Here is a 16,001-nt window from a genome sequence, read left to right as displayed (position 1 = left end):
GTATGCTACAGTTGAATAATGAACCTTTTTTTGATTACAATTGAGTGAACACATCGTTACGAACATCCAAAATCCAATTAAAAAATAGAGGAAAGTTACGTCAAAGGAGGAACATACCACATGTTGGTGGCTGTATTATTGCCCTTTATCATTGCAATTTTTATCCCATTTTTAAGTAAATGGAAAGAAAAAGTACACACAGGATTCTTCGTTACGATTGTACCTGTGTTGATTTTTATTTATTTTGCCCGCTTTTTAGGTACTGGTTTTGAACCGGTCGTCCAAAAGTACTCCTGGATTCCATCCCTGGATATGAATATGGTCTTTCATCTGGATGGACTGAGTTTACTATTTGTTCTATTAATCAGCGGAATCGGCGCCCTAGTTGCCTTCTATTCGGTTTTTTACCTACATAAATCGGAGCAACTGGGACATTTTTATGTGTACTTCCTCATATTTATGGGCTCTATGCTGGGAGTTGTATTATCTGATAACGTATTTGCCCTGTACAGCTTTTGGGAATTCACTTCCCTATCATCTTTCTTATTGATCGGATTTTGGAACTTTAAGAAAGAATCAAGATACGGTGCATTAAAGTCGATGCTCATCACTGTCTTTGGTGGGTTAAGTCTGTTGGGTGCTCTCATCTTCATGAGTGTATTGACAAACACGTCAAGCATAAGAGGAATGATCGATCAGCAACAGTTGATCCTTAACAGTGAATATTTCCCATTGATTTTGATTCTATTGCTGCTTGGTGCTTTTACAAAGTCTGCTCAATTTCCGTTTCACATCTGGCTGCCGGATGCTATGGAAGCTCCTACTCCGGTCAGTGCTTATTTACACTCGGCAACAATGGTAAAAGCAGGCATCTATCTGGTTGCCCGCTATTCCCCAATGCTTTCCGCTAATGAGTGGTTCTTTATCATTGTATCTATTGCAGGAATTGTCACATTATGCTGGGGTTCTTATATGGCTGTTAGGCAAACAGACTTGAAAGGAATTCTAGCTTTCTCAACAATCAGTCAGCTTGGAATGATTATGGCTATGCTTGGTTTCGGTACAAAAGCCGCGATCTTTGGTGCTGTTTTCCATATTCTTAACCATGCTACGTTCAAAGGTAGTCTATTTATGGTAGCCGGTATTGTGGACCATGAAGCAGGAACAAGAGACATCCGTAAACTTGGCGGATTAATGACATTTATGCCTATGACAGCCACTCTCGCATTATTTGCTTCTTTTTCAATGGCTGGGGTACCCCTTCCATTCTTAAACGGGTTCTATAGTAAAGAAATGTTCTTTGAATCCTCCCTGCATTTGGAAGCAGCGAGTACCGGGATCGCTGGAATTTTACAAACGAGTGTACCTTACTTGGCTGTTCTCGGTAGTATATTTACGTTCGTCTATTCCATGTACTTTTTCTTCGGGACTTTCCGTGGAAAATCCCACTTGAATGAACTGCCTAAGAAACCGCATGAGGCACCCATTGGTATGCTTATATCACCGATTATTCTAGTCGCAGGTGTTGTTGTCATTGGCTTGTTCCCGAGTTTCATCAATGAGCCATTCATTGCCCATGCTGCTGAAGCTGTCAAAGGGGCCGCGTTAGAAGAGAAACATATATACTTCTGGCACGGGTTTATCCCCCCATTCATTATGTCCCTTACTGTTCTCGTCTTTGGTAGTATTTTGGCCCTATCCAGAAAAGTATGGGCACCCGTGTACAACGTTGTACCCGGAGTATTAAGCATGAACAAAGTTTACGATGGAACCGTTGATCGAGTAGAACGATACTCTAGTACAATCACAAAAGGATACATGAATGGTTCTCTAGGACGATATGTCCGTTTGATTCTAGCAGCCATCATCGTCATTTCATTCGCCTTTATGGCCATGACGGGTGGATTTACATTGGATACATCTAATGTAGCGGAAATTACGGCTCCTGAAATACTTGTTGCCGTTACGATGGTCATCGCAGCGATAGGAACCGCTCTTACCAATAACCGAATTGCCGCAATCCTTATTTTAGGTGTTGTAGGTTATGGATTGTCCATGTTATTTGTTCTATACCGAGCACCCGACCTGGCTCTTACTCAGTTGATCATTGAAACGGTAACCGTCGCTTTATTCTTGCTTGTCTTTTATCATTTACCAAAGCTTCGTAAAAAAGATGAACCTGCAAGCACGAAGGTACTCAATCTTGTCATTTCTGTCGGCTTTGGTGCACTAATGACAATGGTAGCCATTTCTTCTCACAGCAGTAAGTTCTTTGAGTCTATTTCTGATTACTTTACAGACAATTCTTACAAGCTTGGCGGCGGGGACAATATCGTAAACGTCATCCTCGTAGACTTTCGTGGATTAGATACATTGTTTGAAATTGTTGTATTAGGGATTGCCGCTATGGCAATCTACGGATTAATCCGTTTAAGAAAGAACAAGGAGGAGGAATAATACATGGAAATTATTATGGCCATTCTTGCCGGCATTCTCTTCACTATGGGTGTCTACAACCTCCTTCAAAAACAATTGTTACGTATTATCATAGGAACAGGCCTCATTTCTCATGGGGCCCACCTGTTCATCCTGACAATGGGAGAGTTGAAAACAGGAGCACCACCAGTACTGACTGAAGGAGTAGAAAATTACACGGATCCGCTCCCGCAAGCGTTGATCTTGACATCAATCGTCATCAGTTTCGGTGTTACAAGCCTACTACTTGTATTAGCTTATCGTGCTGCAAAAATTAACGGCACTGATAATATGGAGCAATTAAGGGGTAACGATTATGAGTAATTTAGCTGTATTGCCTATTGTGCTGCCTTTATTAGCAGGCATCTTCTTAGCTTTTATACACAAAAAAACAAAATTAGTTCGCACTTTATCCAAAGCTTTCGCGATTATTAATCTCCTCGTTGTCGGGTGGATTTTCATGCAAGTGAGAGACAACGGGAACATTGTCCTGGAGATGGGGAGCTGGGATGCACCCTTTGGCATCGTCCTTGTCGCTGATCTACTTGCAATGACGTTAGTTCTAACGACAAACATCATTGCTGTAGCAAGTGTTTTCTTTGCCCCTCAATCCTTATCAGAAAAAGAAGAATCCTTTTACTTCTATACTTTCTTCTTCATGTTGATTTCAGGAGTAAGTGGTGCATTTTTAACCGGAGACTTATTCAACCTTTTCGTGTTTTTTGAAGTCCTTTTGATGGCTTCCTATGGATTGATTGTATTAGGGAATGGGAAGACACAACTTAGAGAATCGATTAAATATGTCTTAATCAACTTATTTTCTTCCATGTTGTTCGTCACGACCATCGCCTTTCTTTATTCGGTTGTAGGAACAGTCAACATGGCTCAAGCTGCTCAGCGTGTCCAGGAAGTGGAACAGCAAGGAATTTTGACAACAATCGCTATTTTGTTCTTCTTTGTATTTGCAACAAAAGCGGCGGTCTTCCCTCTTTATTATTGGCTGCCACGGCCTTATATATCTCCAAATCCGGTCGTATCCGCCTTGTTCGGGGCTCTGTTGACGAAAGTAGGGGTTTACTCTATCCTGCGGACGTTCACCTTGATTTTCAATCAAGAGGTTGAATTGACACACACATTGTTCATTTACTTAGCAGCTTTGACTATGATTTTTGGAGTCGTTGGTGCTCTGTCAACAAACAATATCAAGCTGATTGTCGCGTACAATATTATACCAGCCGTAGGATTTATGCTTATGGGGATAGGAATCTTTACAGAGGTTTCCATAACCGGGACGATTTATTACCTTGTTCATGATATGGTCATCAAAGGAGCACTCTTCATCCTGGTGGGAGCCACTGCTTATGTAGCGGGCACCTCTGATCTACGGAAGATGGGTGGCTTGATCCATCATTATCCTGTTCTCGGATGGCTTATGTTTCTAGCATCTTTAGTTTTGGCTGGAATACCACCATTCAGTGGTTTCATTGGAAAACTATTATTGTTGCGAGGCGGACTAGGCGAAGAAGAAATTTTCATCGTCATTATCGCCCTCATTTCAAGTCTATTGATTCTATTCTCGATGATCAGGATTTTCATCAGAGGGTATTGGGGAGAAAAGATGGACATTCCTGTTCCTGAACGGAAAAAGAAAGGAAAACGGATGGCTCTTCCTGCTGCGGGGCTGCTTACGGTTTCCATTCTCCTCGGTGTAGGTGCTGAATGGTTTTTCCCGACAATAGAAATCATCGCTCAATACATGATGGATCCAGAACTCTATATTGATTCTGTGTTAAAGGAGTAGAAGCTGATGCCTTTACAAATCGTACTGAACATCATCATCGCTATGATGTGGATGTTCCTGAGTGAAACATACAATTTCACAACTTTCTTTGTCGGTTATATCTTAGGAATCATACTTCTCTTCGTCCTGCAGCGTTTTGTACCAGATTCATTCTATATGAAACGGACGTGGAAGTTTTTCCTTCTCATTCTCTTGTTTATACGGGAGCTTGTCCTATCCAACATCGACATTGTCAAGCATGTCTATAAGCCAAAAATGGATATGCAGCCAGGGATATTTGCTTTACCAATCGATGTGAAAACAAACTTTGAAATTACTCTTCTTGCCAACTTGATTTCTTTGACTCCCGGAACATTGTCAGTTGTCGTAAGTGAAGATCATACAAAAATCTTTATCCATGCGATGGATATGCCGGATGTTCAAGAATCTGTCAGCGAAATTAAAAATTCATTTGAAAAGCGTATCATGGAGGTGACCCGTTAAATGGAAGATATCCTTGATATGACACAAACATGGATTCAAATATCAGCTACCATTGCTGTCGTAGCTGTAGCAATCTCCGTGATTCTCCTCTTGTATCGCGCGATCCTCGGCCCGACAAATCCGGACCGTGCGGTTGCCCTTGATATTATTGGAATCAATTTAATGGCCTTAGCAGGGCTAATCGCCGTCCTGCTCGTAACAACAAGGTTTAATGATGTCGTCCTGCTGATTGGTATTCTTCTATTCATCGGTACGGTCGCACTGGCGAAATTCTTAGAAAAGGGTGTTATCATTGAGCGGGACATGGATTAATTTAATTTTCGACATCACCATATGTCTGTCGCTATTGATTGGTGCCTTTTTCCTTATTTCTGGTTCCATAGGAATTTTGCGTTTTCCTGATGTCTACACTCGACTTCATGCGGCGACAAAAAGTTCAACCCTGGGTGTAGCAGGAATTATGATCGGTGCCTTTCTATTTCACTACGTAGAACATGACATTGTAAGTGGTAAGCTGCTTCTTGGAATATTCTTCGTCCTGTTGACAGCTCCTGTATCCGGACATATGATTTCGAGAGCTGCCTACCGCGCCGGCGTTCCTCTTTGGGAAAAGAGTGTAAAGGATGAATACGCAGAAGTTCTCAAAGAAGAGCAGAAGCGACAAGCACCAGATTCATAATACGACATGCTCCCATTCTCATGGGGGCATTTTTTTACCTTTATGAACATTATTTTTAACCATAGACAAGCACAGACAACTTCTCAAGGACATAAGTATGTTGTAGGCATTCGCCTAATCCTTGAGGAGGTGCGTCCTATGAGCAGTCTCATCGCTTCCATCCTTTATTTTTTCAAAGAGTCTCTCTTCTTCATGTCTTATGTAAAAAACCAGGCTTTTCCGAATCCCCTGCCTCCAGAAGAAGAAGCTAAACAGCTCCAATTGATGGCAGAAGGCAGTCATGATGCCAGGAACAAACTGATTGAACACAATTTACGACTTGTTGCGCACATTGTCAAAAAGTTTGAAAACACGAAAGAAGACTTTGAAGACCTTATTTCTATCGGTACAATCGGTTTAATAAAAGGAATTGAGAGTTATTCGACAGGAAAAGGGACGAAACTTGCCACTTATGCCGCCCGTTGCATTGAGAACGAAATTCTTATGCACCTCAGGTCTACGAAAAAAATGAGCAAGGACATTTCGCTGCAAGATCCTATCGGCCATGATAAAGAAGGAAACGAATTAAATCTTCTTGATATTCTTCAGGCGGATGTCACGGATATTGTGGAGGAAATCCAACTTCATATGGAATTGGAAAAGATCAAAGATTTCATCACTGTATTAGATGAGCGGGAAAAAGAAGTTATTATCTTTCGATATGGACTGAATCAAACAGAAGAGAAAACTCAGCGTGAAATTGCCAAAGAGCTTGGTATATCGAGGAGTTATGTATCAAGGATTGAAAAGCGAGCATTAATGAAGATCTTTCATGAATTCTATAAGCAGAGTAAACAAGGAAAGAATGGATAAAAAACAGCCACTACCATCTTATGAGAATGGAGTGGCTGTTTCATTCAGTCCTCTATGAGTTGACGTTTCCATTTTCTTATTTTCAAAGTCATGATAAATGCTGCTAAAAGAGCAATACCAATGACAGGATACAAAAACAAGTAAGCCTTTGTCCCGTATTCATAAAGGCTGATCAGTGTACCTATATAAAAATACGTGCTCAATATTAAAAGTGTCATCACGAACCGCTTGTAATCCATTACTTTCTTCTTTAACCATTGGGAAGTATTCAAAACGGCCCACCTCCTACTATGAAAATCTTAACATATGAGAATCATAGTGTCGGTGGAAATGATTGTCATTTGTAATTCTTAACCATTTCCATAATCATAACGGCTGCATTTTCGGCTGCTTTCGGTAAGAATTGATCAAAAGAAATGGACGATTCCTTACCAGCGATATCGGACAACGCTCGAATGACAACAAATGGTGTTCCATACTTAAAACAAACCTGGGCGATCGCAGCGGCTTCCATCTCTGCTGCAATCATCTCAGGGAATTTACCACGAACAAAATCTACCCTGGCTTGCTCTTGCATAAAAGAATCACCGGTAGCGATGATGCCTTTCGCTGCTTTAGCATTCGTCTTCTCGACAGCATCCATTGCTTGTTTTACAAGGTTTTCATCCGCAGCAAACATGTCAGGCATTCCTGGGACTTGACCATATTTATACTCAAAAGCTGTCACATCCACATCATGGTGTGTCACTAAAGAAGAAATAACCACATCTCCGACTTCAAGATCTTTTGCAAAACCTCCAGCTGAACCTGTATTGATAACAGCATCAATTTCGTATTGTTCATGAAGAATAGTCGTAGCCATAGCAGCGTTAACTTTACCAATGCCAGATTTTAATAGAACGACTTCTTTTCCATGCAAGTGGCCATCAACAAAAAGACTGCCCGCTACTTCTTTCTCTGAGGCTACATCCATATTCGTTTTTAATAATTCAATTTCTTCATCCATTGCTCCAATGATTCCAATTGCCATAACTGAACTTCCTCTCTCAACCGTTTTTATTTTTTAAAATTTCAAGTTTGACTGGTTTATACCCTTGTCCTTCAATCCAGTCAATCTGTACCCTGAGGTATCCTGTCTTATTTTTGTCAGAGACCGTTGCCTTAGCTTTTTGGTGGTGACCTCTATTACTTACATCCCAATAGATGATATTGTCCTCAGAAAGGCCTACAGCGCTTCTGATTGCCTCTTGTAACTCTTTATAGTCCTGGGAACCTGATTGATAAGTAATCCGATGCTCACCATTCGTTTCCATTTCTGTAGGAATAACTGGCCAATCCTTTGTGATGACACGTTCTACATTAGGGTCATCACTTTTTTCAATTTTCAATCCTTTTTCGTCTTCGATCGGCTTCAGTTCTTCGAATTCTTCAATGGAAACCTGTTGTTTATCTGATTTCTCTTCAGTATCTTCCTCTTGTTTATCTATTTCTTCTTTGTCATTTTTGTCACTGGTCTCGCCGGCTTCCGCTTGAGAATCTTCCTTTGGACCTTCCTCTTCCTTTGTAACCTCTTGACTTGCTGTATCCTGTGCTTGTCCTTTTTGGTCCTCTCCACCGAAGACCATCAACCCAACGAGTAACACCATGAAAACACTGCCTGCCCCTACAAGCCAAGTCAACATCTTCGTGCCACGACGCTTTTTCTCATAACGACCTGAGCGGGAATACGGGGATTGTTTGTTTGACATGATTTCCTGCCTCCTTTTTACTCGCCGTTTATTATACATGAAGTTTTGACTCTTACCAATGCTTTCTTTTTCCTATCTCATTTCCCGGGCTATATTCCAAACCTCACGATCGCTTCCTATTGTGGAAGACTCAGTTTCGAGATGTTTTCGGGATTCGTTTGCCATATTGGGATTCAGGGGTGGTTGGAAAGCTACTCGCTTTCCTGTGGGGAGCGCCGAGCTTCCTCGGACTACGTCCTGCGGGATCTCGCCTATCTCCTTCTCCCACGGGAGTCTCGCAGCTTCCCAACCACCCCATTCCATGTAAGGGAGAAACGAACCCCTATAACGAAAGGTAGTGTCTCCCACTCTTCCCTCCTAAACAGGAATAAAATGCTCTGTATCAAGCTTTTACGGTGATTACCCGCTCTGGAGAGGTTTATATTATCCACTTCACTCAATCAAGAGCTAATTACTTAAGAAGATGTTTCGAGAATCTTCCATGGGAAGGGGCGGAGGGGAATGAGGAAACTCCTGCGGGAAGAGAGTGCTTGGTGAGAACCCGCAAGGCGTCAGCCTGAGGAGGCTCACCGCGCTCCCGCAGAAAGCGAGTCTTTCCCCGCAGCCCCATCCACTAAATAAACATCTCGAAACGAAGTCTCACACAAGACTGCCATTTTCTTCAAGATAATCAGTATGTAAGCATGAAAAAAGACAGGGGGAAGCCCCTGTCTTTTTTATTCAACTGTAATGATTTTTACGTCGATTTCTCCGCCTGGTGTCGCAACTTTAACCTTATCACCAACAACATGTCCAATTAAGCTTTGAGCCATTGGAGAGTCATTTGAAATTTTACCTTCAAATGGGTCAGCTTCTGCACTTCCGACAATTGTGTACGTCTCTTCGTCTCCATCAGGAAGCTCTTGGAACGTTACAGATTTACCCATAGTCACTGTGTCAGGGTTTTCATTATCATTTTCAATAATGACTGCATTTCGAATCATGTTTTCTACTTGTGTAATTCGTGCTTCGACAAAAGCTTGTTCATCTTTAGCTGCATCGTACTCAGAGTTCTCTGATACATCTCCGAAACCGCGAGCAATTTTAATCCGTTCGACTACTTCTTTACGTCGCTCTGTTTTTAAGTGATGCAATTCTTCTTCTAACTTTTGTTTACCTTCTTCCGTCATATAATAACTTTTTTCTTCTGCCATGGTCCAAATACACTCCTTTAAATACAAGAAAAAATGATGTCCTTTATATAGGAAATGAGCAGTACGACTGTACGCTCATTACAGATGATTTACTATACTCTACCCGAGGACATTATGTTTTAGAACTACTAGTGAAAACTATGCCAGATTTTTGGCAGTATTTCAACTATTTTCTTTCGTCACTGATTGTCCTTTTTCGTAAAGAACCGTTTGAATTTTCGTTGCCATAAGATCAATGGCCACGTGGTTTTGTCCACCTTCTGGGATGATAATATCCGAGTATCGTTTGGTTGGCTCTACGAACTGCAAGTGCATAGGACGTACAACATTGATATATTGCTCAATAACAGAGTCGAGTGAACGGCCTCTCTCATTAATATCTCTCATTAATCTACGGATAATTCTTACATCTGCATCTGTATCTACAAAAACTTTAATATCCATAAGATCTCTGAGGCGTTCATCTTCCAGCACAAGAATCCCTTCAACGATGATTACTTCTTTTGGTTCGACATGAATGGTTTCATCTGAGCGGGTATGCATCTTATAATCATAGACCGGTTTTTCTACAGGCTTTTGCTCAAGCAATTGTTTCAAATGCTCAATGAGAAGATCATTATCGAAAGCTAGAGGATGATCATAGTTTGTTTGTAACCTTTCCTCGAACGGTACATCACTTTGATCCTTATAATAATAATCTTGTTCTAGCATTAATAACGTCTTATCTGTAAAGCGCTGGATGATCGAACGAGTCACACTCGTTTTCCCTGATCCTGATCCTCCCGCTACTCCAATCACTACTGGTTTATCACTCATGCTCCTGGGTGCTCCTTTCATCCAATCCATTCTTATCTATAATTCCTCTTATGATTCTTTCTTTTTAGTAATGGCAACTCCGTCTCCGATTGGGACAATGGTTGTGTAGTAATCAGGATGTTGGACAAGCCACTCATTAAATTTCCTGATCTTATCAGCGATTTTAGCCATTCTTGGGTTTGCTTCTGAATCATCAGCAACAAAACCTTTAAATAGTACATTGTCAGAAAGAATGACGCCATTGTCGGATACCATTGGGGAATACAAGTGGAAAAATTCTTCATACTTCCCTTTGGCTGCATCAATAAATAATAAATCAAACGGACCTTCTTCTTCAATGGTAGATGCTACCTCTAGGGCATCTCCTTTTATTACATGGATCTGTTCCTCGGCATTCATAGCCTTAATATTTTTTAAAGCATCTTCGTAACGTTGTTCATCACGTTCTACCGTCGTTATTTGACTACCTGGACAAGCTTCCAACATCCGTAGCGCGGAATAACCAATGGCTGTACCGATCTCCAGGATTTTTTTTGGTTGTTGGATCCTGAGAAGCTGCATGAGAAAATCAATTCCTAATGGTTCCATGATTGGCACACGCATTTCTTCTGCATCGGACTCCATTTTCTTAACAGCTGTGGAAGGCTTTGAAAGCAATGACTGCAAATATTCTTCTTGATTCACCGATTTTCACCCTTCCCATCATTTTTACATCCGATTTACAACCCCACTATTTTAACATAAAAAAAAGAAGGAATGCGAGTATCTTTTTGCATTCCTTCAAAAAACATGTTAGTTAATATACTCATTTTTCAGTTGGTTATGTTCTTCCAGTGAACTGGCGTAATGAATCTCTCCACTACTATCAGCTAGGAAATAGAAATAATCATGATCCTTCGGTTTAGCAGCTGCCTGTAAAGAGTTCTCATTGAAGTTTGAAATCGGTCCGACCGGTAGTCCGGTGATATAGTAAGTATTGTATGGGGATTCGATTTCAAGATCTTCATACAAGACGCGGTCTTTATGCTCTCCATGGGCGTAAAGCACGGTCGGGTCTGTTTGAAGCTTCATATCTTCAACCAGACGGTTCTGGAACACACCGGAAATCATCTTACGACTTTCTGCTGTTCGAGCTTCGTTTTCCAGAAGGGATGCCATCGTTACGAGATCGTGGACATTTTCAATCCCTTCAAGATCTCCCATCTTATTGACATAAGGAAGGACAACCGCCTGGGTCTTATCCAGCATTTTCTTAACAATCTGATCAATGGTTGGATCCTCAACATAGACGTCATAGGTAGCAGCAAACAAATACCCTTCTAATGGGTGGCGGATTTCTTCGTTCAATATATCCTCTGTCAATAGCTGAGGATATTCAGACATCTTTTCTTTAATATAAGCCTCATCATTCACTTTTTCCATGAATTCTTCTTTCGTAAATGGTAAGTCTTCCGCATAAACTTCTGCGATCTGTTCAAGGTTACGTCCTTCGGGTACGGTCACTTTGTACACAGATTCCTTAACAAGCTTCCCTGTTTTTAACGTCTCAATAATTTCATTCAGCGTCATGGAAGATGTAAATTGATAATTCCCCGCTTGGAAACCGGATTCGTTTTTAAATTTAGTATAAAAGCGGAAGATTAAATCGTTTTTAATGATTTCATTCTCTTCAAGAATACTTGCTATCGAAGATGTTGAAGATCCCAAAGGTATTTCGACATTGATCTGTTTATCATTCCCCGGCTCTACAGGCTCTAATGCAGATTTCACATAAAAGTAGCCGGAGAATCCGCCGATCAAAAGAGCAAGAACCAAGACCGTGAGAATGATTGACACTATTTTTCTCACCGTGCTCGCTTCCTCTATTCTATTTTTTAATCTTTTTTTATATTGATTTTTAAAGTCAGAATTAGACAACGGACTTCCCCCTTCCATCCGGTTCATTATACTATAAAGTAAAAGAATCTTTCTACATATTCCCTTAATTTTCTACAAGGGGAAGAGACTCTTTCCGTTCTATTACATGGAATTAGAGTGGAAAGGAAGAGTATTCATCTCATAGCATAAGAAAAGCCTGCAGCTGATCACTGCAGGCGGTAGAAATTACGTTAGATCTTCATCTGTCAACGTGTTCAACATTTCCTCAACCATTTCCCATTCATCGTCGGATTCGATCTGGAATAACGCAAGGTCATCCTCTTCGTTCCCTTTCTCTTCATAACGGAAGGCAAAGACTTCTACTTCTTCCCCATCCTTTTGTTCAGCAGGGACTACTGCAATATAAGAATGTCCTGTTTGTTCAACATCAAAGGTGAACAAGACCTCAAATAAATGCTCTTCCCCATTTTCATCAGGAATGATGATGCGTTCTTCTTTTTCTAATGCCATATCAAACGTCCTCCTTATTGTTTCGAATCCAAATAACTCTGTAAAATCATGACAGCAGCCATTTTATCAATGACTTTTTTCCGTTTTTTCCTGCTGACATCTGCATCCAGCAGCACTCGTTCGGCTGCCATTGTTGTTAAACGTTCATCCCAAAGGTGTGTTTTGAGATGAAATTCTTCTTCTAGCCATGAGGCGAAAGTCTGGCTCGCTTCTCCGCGGGGGCCGACCGTACCATTCATATTCTTCGGAAACCCTACGACTGCTTCCGTCACGTCATGGTCACGTATGACTTCTCTTAGCGGCTCTTTAGCCGTATTATAGTCCTGCTCGTCCCAACGGAGTGTGGTGAGGCCCTGGGCCGTCCAGCCCAAAGCATCCGATATGGCGATGCCAATCGTTTTTTCGCCCACATCCAATCCTATTTTTTTCATTCAATGCCCTCTTTATTCTCTTTGATGTAAGATTTAACCAGCTCTTCAATCAACTCATCACGCTCAATTTTGCGGATCAAGTTTCTGGCATCCTGATGACGAGGAATGTATGCAGGGTCGCCTGAAAGCAAATATCCGACAATCTGGTTGATCGGATTGTACCCTTTCTCTTGTAATGCTCCGTAAACAGATAGTAGTACGGATTGGACATCTTGATCAAACGGTTCTTCAGAGAAGTTGAACCTCATCGTTTTATCCATTGAACTCATTACAGTCACCTCGCACTTTGTAGTATTTACTCTATTATATACCTAATTCTTCTATAGGAAAAACTAGGCGTTTTGACTTGCATATTCCTTGGCATATTGCAGTGCTTCTGGAATTTTAGAAGCGTCTTTACCACCTGCTTGGGCCATGTCTGGACGGCCTCCACCGCCGCCGCCACATCGGGTAGCTGCTTCTTTAATCAATTGACCTGCATGATATCCTTTTTCTACTAAGTCCTTCGATACTCCTGCAATCAATTGAACTTTATCTCCATTCGGAGCGGCTAGAAGGATCATTCCGGAGTCAAGTTTCTGTTTCAGATCATCAACCATGGTTCTGAGAGCGTTCATATCTTTCACATCCACTTGCTTCGCAAGAACCTTCACACCGTTAATTTCCTCCACTTCATCCAGGATATTGGAGGCTTCCATGTTCGATAGTTTCGCACTTAGCGATTCATTTTCTTTTTGAAGGTCTTTCATTTCTTTATGAAGGACTTCAATTCGTTCCGGCACCTGCTCAGGCTTCGTTTTCAACTGTTGTCCGGCTTTTTTCAGCAACGCTTCTTTGCCATTCATATACAAATAGGCATCCTTAGCTGTGACAGCCTCAATTCTTCGAGTGCCTGCACCAATTCCGGATTCTGAAATAATCTTGAACAAGCCAATTTCAGCTGTGTTCATGACATGACAACCACCGCAAAGCTCAAGGCTGTAATCGCCAACCTGAACGACTCTGACTGTGTCGCCATATTTCTCACCGAACAAGGCCATCGCGCCTTTAGCTTTAGCTTCTTCAATGGAATTGAGCTCAATGGAGACCGGAATAGACTGCCATACTTTTTCATTAACGATGGCTTCAATTTTCTCCATTTCTTCGTTCGTTACAGAACCGAAATGTGAAAAATCAAAGCGCAGGCGATCAGGAGCTACAAGGGAACCAGCCTGATTAACATGCTCGCCGAGCACATCTTTCAATGCTTGATGCAGAAGGTGTGTCGCTGTATGGTTTTTAACAATAAAGGAACGTCCACTTTGATCCACTTCTGCTTTGACTGTGGCTCCTTTTTCTATAGAACCTTGTTTAACGACCGCTTCATGCATATGCTGACCATTAGGCGCTTTTTGGACATTGGTAACTTCGACTACCGCAGATTCGGTTCTCAGGAAACCGCGATCGGCGATCTGGCCACCACTCTCCGCGTAGAAAGGAGTTTGGGATAGGAAAAGGTAAACGGTGTCGCCCTCTTCAGCATATCCACTGAACTCTTTACCTTTAATCAATTCTACAATTTCCGTTTCGACTTGAAGGGTGTCATAGCCGATGAATTCACTTTCGACGTGAACGTCACCAAGAACTCCATCCTGGACTTGCATGGAATCGGTCTTTTGACGAGCACTCCGTGCGCGCTCCCGCTGTTTTTGCATTTCGTTTTGGAAACCTTCTTCATCAATAGTGAAGCCAGCTTCTGCTACATACTCTTCTGTCAGCTCTTTCGGGAAGCCATACGTATCATATAAACGGAAGACCTCTGTTCCAGGGAACACGTTGCTTCCTTTTTCTGTCTCCTGTTTGATGATGGTGGAAAGAATTTGAAGCCCATCATTCAATGTTTCATGGAAACGCGCTTCTTCTGTTTGAATGACGTTTTGAATAAAGGTTTCTTTTTCCTTCACTTCCGGGTAAAAGTCGACCATGATTTTAGAGACTTCAGGAACTAGTTTATACATGAACGGTTTGTCGATCCCGATCTGCTTTGCAAACCGTACAGCTCTTCGCAGCAGGCGACGCAACACGTAACCGCGTCCTTCATTCGAAGGCAGAGCTCCATCACTGACAGCGAATGTCACGGTTCTCATATGGTCTGCAATCACTTTGAAGGAAGCATCCGTATCGAAGCTGTCTCCATAGTTTTTGTCTGCCATTTTTTCTGTTGCTTCAATGATTGGAAGGAATAGATCTGTTTCAAAATTCGTTTCCGTTTCCTGAATAACACAAACAATACGCTCAAGACCCATTCCAGTATCAATGTTTTTCTTAGGAAGTGGTGTATAAGTATCATCAGGGTTGTGGTTGAACTGGGAGAAAACAAGATTCCAAATTTCCAAATAGCGTTCATTTTCTCCACCAGGGTAAAGTTCTGGATCATTTTCATCATTTCCGTATTTTTCTCCACGGTCATAAAAGATCTCTGTATTAGGGCCACTAGGTCCTTCTCCGATATCCCAGAAATTTTCTTCGATGCGGATGATGCGCTCTTCATCGAGTCCAATCTTGTCTTTCCAAATTTGGTAAGCTTCATCATCTTCCGGGTGTACAGTAACAGATAGCCTTTCTTGGTCAAACCCAATCCACTGTTCACTGGTAAGGAATTCCCAGGCCCATTCCATGGCTTCTTCCTTAAAGTAATCTCCAATAGAGAAATTACCGAGCATTTCAAAGAAGGTGTGGTGTCTGGCCGTGAAGCCTACATTTTCAATATCATTCGTACGGATCGATTTTTGTGCATTAACGATACGCGGGTTTTCAGGAATGACTCGACCATCGAAATATTTTTTCAATGTTGCCACACCACTATTAATCCATAGAAGTGTAGGGTCTTCGTGGGGGACAAGTGACGCACTAGGTTCTACGCTGTGTCCCTTCTCTTTAAAGAAGTCAAGAAACATTTGACGGACTTCCGCTGATGTTAATGATTTCATTTTCAATAACCTCCTCAGTTTCATCGCTAGTATAGAGACAGTTCCGGACGACGAAGGAACAAAAAAACCCCGTCCCTGCCTTTAGTATCGGCAGGGACGGGGTTTTGTTTCCGCGGTACCACCCTGGTTATAGACCATACACGTCTATCAGCTTGAATGCCTGTAA

18 protein-coding genes and 1 other annotated feature (1 of these 19 only partly in view) are annotated in these 16,001 nt (G+C 41.7%); of the genes, 7 read left to right on the top strand and 11 right to left on the bottom strand.

The window, feature by feature from the left end:
- Positions 1-120: 120 nt before the first annotated feature.
- From ACQ4XT_RS11785 to sigK, 7 genes are all read left to right on the top strand, one after another.
- Positions 121-2,457, top strand: coding sequence for a Na+/H+ antiporter subunit A (locus ACQ4XT_RS11785; protein WP_446853836.1), 2,337 nt, complete (start codon positions 121-123; stop codon positions 2,455-2,457).
- 3 nt (positions 2,458-2,460) lie between these two features.
- A complete protein-coding gene (locus ACQ4XT_RS11780; protein ID WP_226591097.1) occupies positions 2,461-2,799 on the top strand; it encodes a Na(+)/H(+) antiporter subunit C in 339 nt (112 codons plus the stop codon).
- Positions 2,792-4,276, top strand: a complete 1,485-nt coding sequence (locus ACQ4XT_RS11775) for a Na+/H+ antiporter subunit D (protein ID WP_446853835.1) — start codon at positions 2,792-2,794, stop codon at positions 4,274-4,276. Before ACQ4XT_RS11780 ends, ACQ4XT_RS11775 begins: the two co-directional genes overlap by 8 nt.
- A 6-nt stretch (positions 4,277-4,282) precedes the next feature.
- On the top strand, positions 4,283-4,759 hold the full coding sequence (locus ACQ4XT_RS11770) for a Na+/H+ antiporter subunit E (protein WP_446853834.1): 477 nt from the start codon (positions 4,283-4,285) through the stop codon (positions 4,757-4,759).
- Positions 4,760-5,071: a Na(+)/H(+) antiporter subunit F1 gene (locus ACQ4XT_RS11765; RefSeq protein WP_446853833.1), complete on the top strand. Its 312-nt coding sequence runs from the start codon at positions 4,760-4,762 to the stop codon at positions 5,069-5,071.
- Positions 5,052-5,438, top strand: coding sequence for a monovalent cation/H(+) antiporter subunit G (gene mnhG / locus ACQ4XT_RS11760; RefSeq protein ID WP_089654341.1), 387 nt, complete (start codon positions 5,052-5,054; stop codon positions 5,436-5,438). Before ACQ4XT_RS11765 ends, mnhG begins: the two co-directional genes overlap by 20 nt.
- Positions 5,439-5,576: 138 nt before the next feature.
- The gene (sigK, locus tag ACQ4XT_RS11755; protein WP_146812776.1) at positions 5,577-6,290 is read left to right on the top strand and encodes an RNA polymerase sporulation sigma factor SigK; all 714 of its coding nucleotides are present in this window, start codon (positions 5,577-5,579) and stop codon (positions 6,288-6,290) included.
- Between the two features lie 44 nt (positions 6,291-6,334).
- Here sigK and ACQ4XT_RS11750 read toward each other — a convergent pair whose 3' ends face one another.
- The 11 genes from ACQ4XT_RS11750 to alaS all read right to left on the bottom strand — a co-directional run bounded on the left by ACQ4XT_RS11750 (position 6,335) and on the right by alaS (position 15,835).
- Complete coding sequence (locus tag ACQ4XT_RS11750; protein ID WP_446853832.1) at positions 6,335-6,562, bottom strand: YrhC family protein; 228 nt, start codon at positions 6,560-6,562, stop codon at positions 6,335-6,337.
- 65 nt (positions 6,563-6,627) lie between these two features.
- Entirely contained in the window at positions 6,628-7,320 is a 693-nt protein-coding gene (mtnN, locus tag ACQ4XT_RS11745; RefSeq protein ID WP_446853831.1) for a 5'-methylthioadenosine/S-adenosylhomocysteine nucleosidase, read from the bottom strand.
- Positions 7,321-7,336: 16 nt separating this feature from the next.
- Positions 7,337-8,038 (bottom strand): YrrS family protein, encoded by a 702-nt coding sequence (locus ACQ4XT_RS11740; RefSeq protein ID WP_446853830.1) that lies wholly within the window; start codon positions 8,036-8,038, stop codon positions 7,337-7,339.
- A gap of 716 nt (positions 8,039-8,754) precedes the next feature.
- The gene (gene greA / locus ACQ4XT_RS11735; RefSeq protein WP_446853829.1) at positions 8,755-9,231 is read right to left on the bottom strand and encodes a transcription elongation factor GreA; all 477 of its coding nucleotides are present in this window, start codon (positions 9,229-9,231) and stop codon (positions 8,755-8,757) included.
- 162 nt (positions 9,232-9,393) lie between these two features.
- The gene (gene udk / locus ACQ4XT_RS11730; protein ID WP_446853828.1) at positions 9,394-10,047 is read right to left on the bottom strand and encodes a uridine kinase; all 654 of its coding nucleotides are present in this window, start codon (positions 10,045-10,047) and stop codon (positions 9,394-9,396) included.
- A 48-nt stretch (positions 10,048-10,095) separates the two neighbouring features.
- Complete coding sequence (locus tag ACQ4XT_RS11725; RefSeq protein WP_446853827.1) at positions 10,096-10,731, bottom strand: O-methyltransferase; 636 nt, start codon at positions 10,729-10,731, stop codon at positions 10,096-10,098.
- A 108-nt stretch (positions 10,732-10,839) separates the two neighbouring features.
- Positions 10,840-11,964, bottom strand: coding sequence for an endolytic transglycosylase MltG (gene mltG / locus ACQ4XT_RS11720; protein ID WP_446853826.1), 1,125 nt, complete (start codon positions 11,962-11,964; stop codon positions 10,840-10,842).
- A 186-nt stretch (positions 11,965-12,150) separates the two neighbouring features.
- Positions 12,151-12,435, bottom strand: a complete 285-nt coding sequence (locus ACQ4XT_RS11715) for a DUF1292 domain-containing protein (protein ID WP_089652614.1) — start codon at positions 12,433-12,435, stop codon at positions 12,151-12,153.
- 14 nt (positions 12,436-12,449) lie between these two features.
- Positions 12,450-12,866, bottom strand: a complete 417-nt coding sequence (gene ruvX / locus ACQ4XT_RS11710) for a Holliday junction resolvase RuvX (protein WP_446853825.1) — start codon at positions 12,864-12,866, stop codon at positions 12,450-12,452.
- Positions 12,863-13,135 carry an IreB family regulatory phosphoprotein gene (locus tag ACQ4XT_RS11705; RefSeq protein WP_115822523.1) on the bottom strand — a complete coding sequence of 91 codons (273 nt, stop codon included), beginning with the start codon at positions 13,133-13,135 and terminating at the stop codon, positions 12,863-12,865. The genes ruvX and ACQ4XT_RS11705 overlap by 4 nt, the downstream gene beginning before the upstream one ends.
- Positions 13,136-13,198: 63 nt before the next feature.
- Positions 13,199-15,835 carry an alanine--tRNA ligase gene (gene alaS, locus ACQ4XT_RS11700; RefSeq protein ID WP_446853824.1) on the bottom strand — a complete coding sequence of 879 codons (2,637 nt, stop codon included), beginning with the start codon at positions 15,833-15,835 and terminating at the stop codon, positions 13,199-13,201.
- 89 nt (positions 15,836-15,924) lie between these two features.
- Positions 15,925-16,001, bottom strand: a binding site (T-box leader); it runs 136 nt beyond the window's last position.

It is taken from the genome of Halobacillus sp. 12SKB, assembly GCF_052941655.1.
This window is presented reverse-complemented; position numbering and strand designations above follow the sequence as displayed.

Bases quoted from the DNA above. Each gene is read 5' to 3' on its own strand.
- ACQ4XT_RS11785 (WP_446853836.1), top strand. From the start codon at position 121: ATGTTGGTGGCTGTATTATTGCCCTTTATCATTGCAATTTTTATCCCA.
- ACQ4XT_RS11780 (WP_226591097.1), top strand. From the start codon at position 2,461: ATGGAAATTATTATGGCCATTCTTGCCGGCATTCTCTTCACTATGGGT.
- ACQ4XT_RS11775 (WP_446853835.1), top strand. From the start codon at position 2,792: ATGAGTAATTTAGCTGTATTGCCTATTGTGCTGCCTTTATTAGCAGGC.
- ACQ4XT_RS11770 (WP_446853834.1), top strand. From the start codon at position 4,283: ATGCCTTTACAAATCGTACTGAACATCATCATCGCTATGATGTGGATG.
- ACQ4XT_RS11765 (WP_446853833.1), top strand. From the start codon at position 4,760: ATGGAAGATATCCTTGATATGACACAAACATGGATTCAAATATCAGCT.
- sigK (WP_146812776.1), top strand. From the start codon at position 5,577: ATGAGCAGTCTCATCGCTTCCATCCTTTATTTTTTCAAAGAGTCTCTC.
- mtnN (WP_446853831.1), bottom strand. From the start codon at position 7,320: ATGGCAATTGGAATCATTGGAGCAATGGATGAAGAAATTGAATTATTA.
- ACQ4XT_RS11740 (WP_446853830.1), bottom strand. From the start codon at position 8,038: ATGTCAAACAAACAATCCCCGTATTCCCGCTCAGGTCGTTATGAGAAA.
- greA (WP_446853829.1), bottom strand. From the start codon at position 9,231: ATGGCAGAAGAAAAAAGTTATTATATGACGGAAGAAGGTAAACAAAAG.
- udk (WP_446853828.1), bottom strand. From the start codon at position 10,047: ATGAGTGATAAACCAGTAGTGATTGGAGTAGCGGGAGGATCAGGATCA.
- ACQ4XT_RS11715 (WP_089652614.1), bottom strand. From the start codon at position 12,435: ATGGCATTAGAAAAAGAAGAACGCATCATCATTCCTGATGAAAATGGG.
- ruvX (WP_446853825.1), bottom strand. From the start codon at position 12,866: ATGAAAAAAATAGGATTGGATGTGGGCGAAAAAACGATTGGCATCGCC.
- ACQ4XT_RS11705 (WP_115822523.1), bottom strand. From the start codon at position 13,135: ATGAGTTCAATGGATAAAACGATGAGGTTCAACTTCTCTGAAGAACCG.
- alaS (WP_446853824.1), bottom strand. From the start codon at position 15,835: ATGAAATCATTAACATCAGCGGAAGTCCGTCAAATGTTTCTTGACTTC.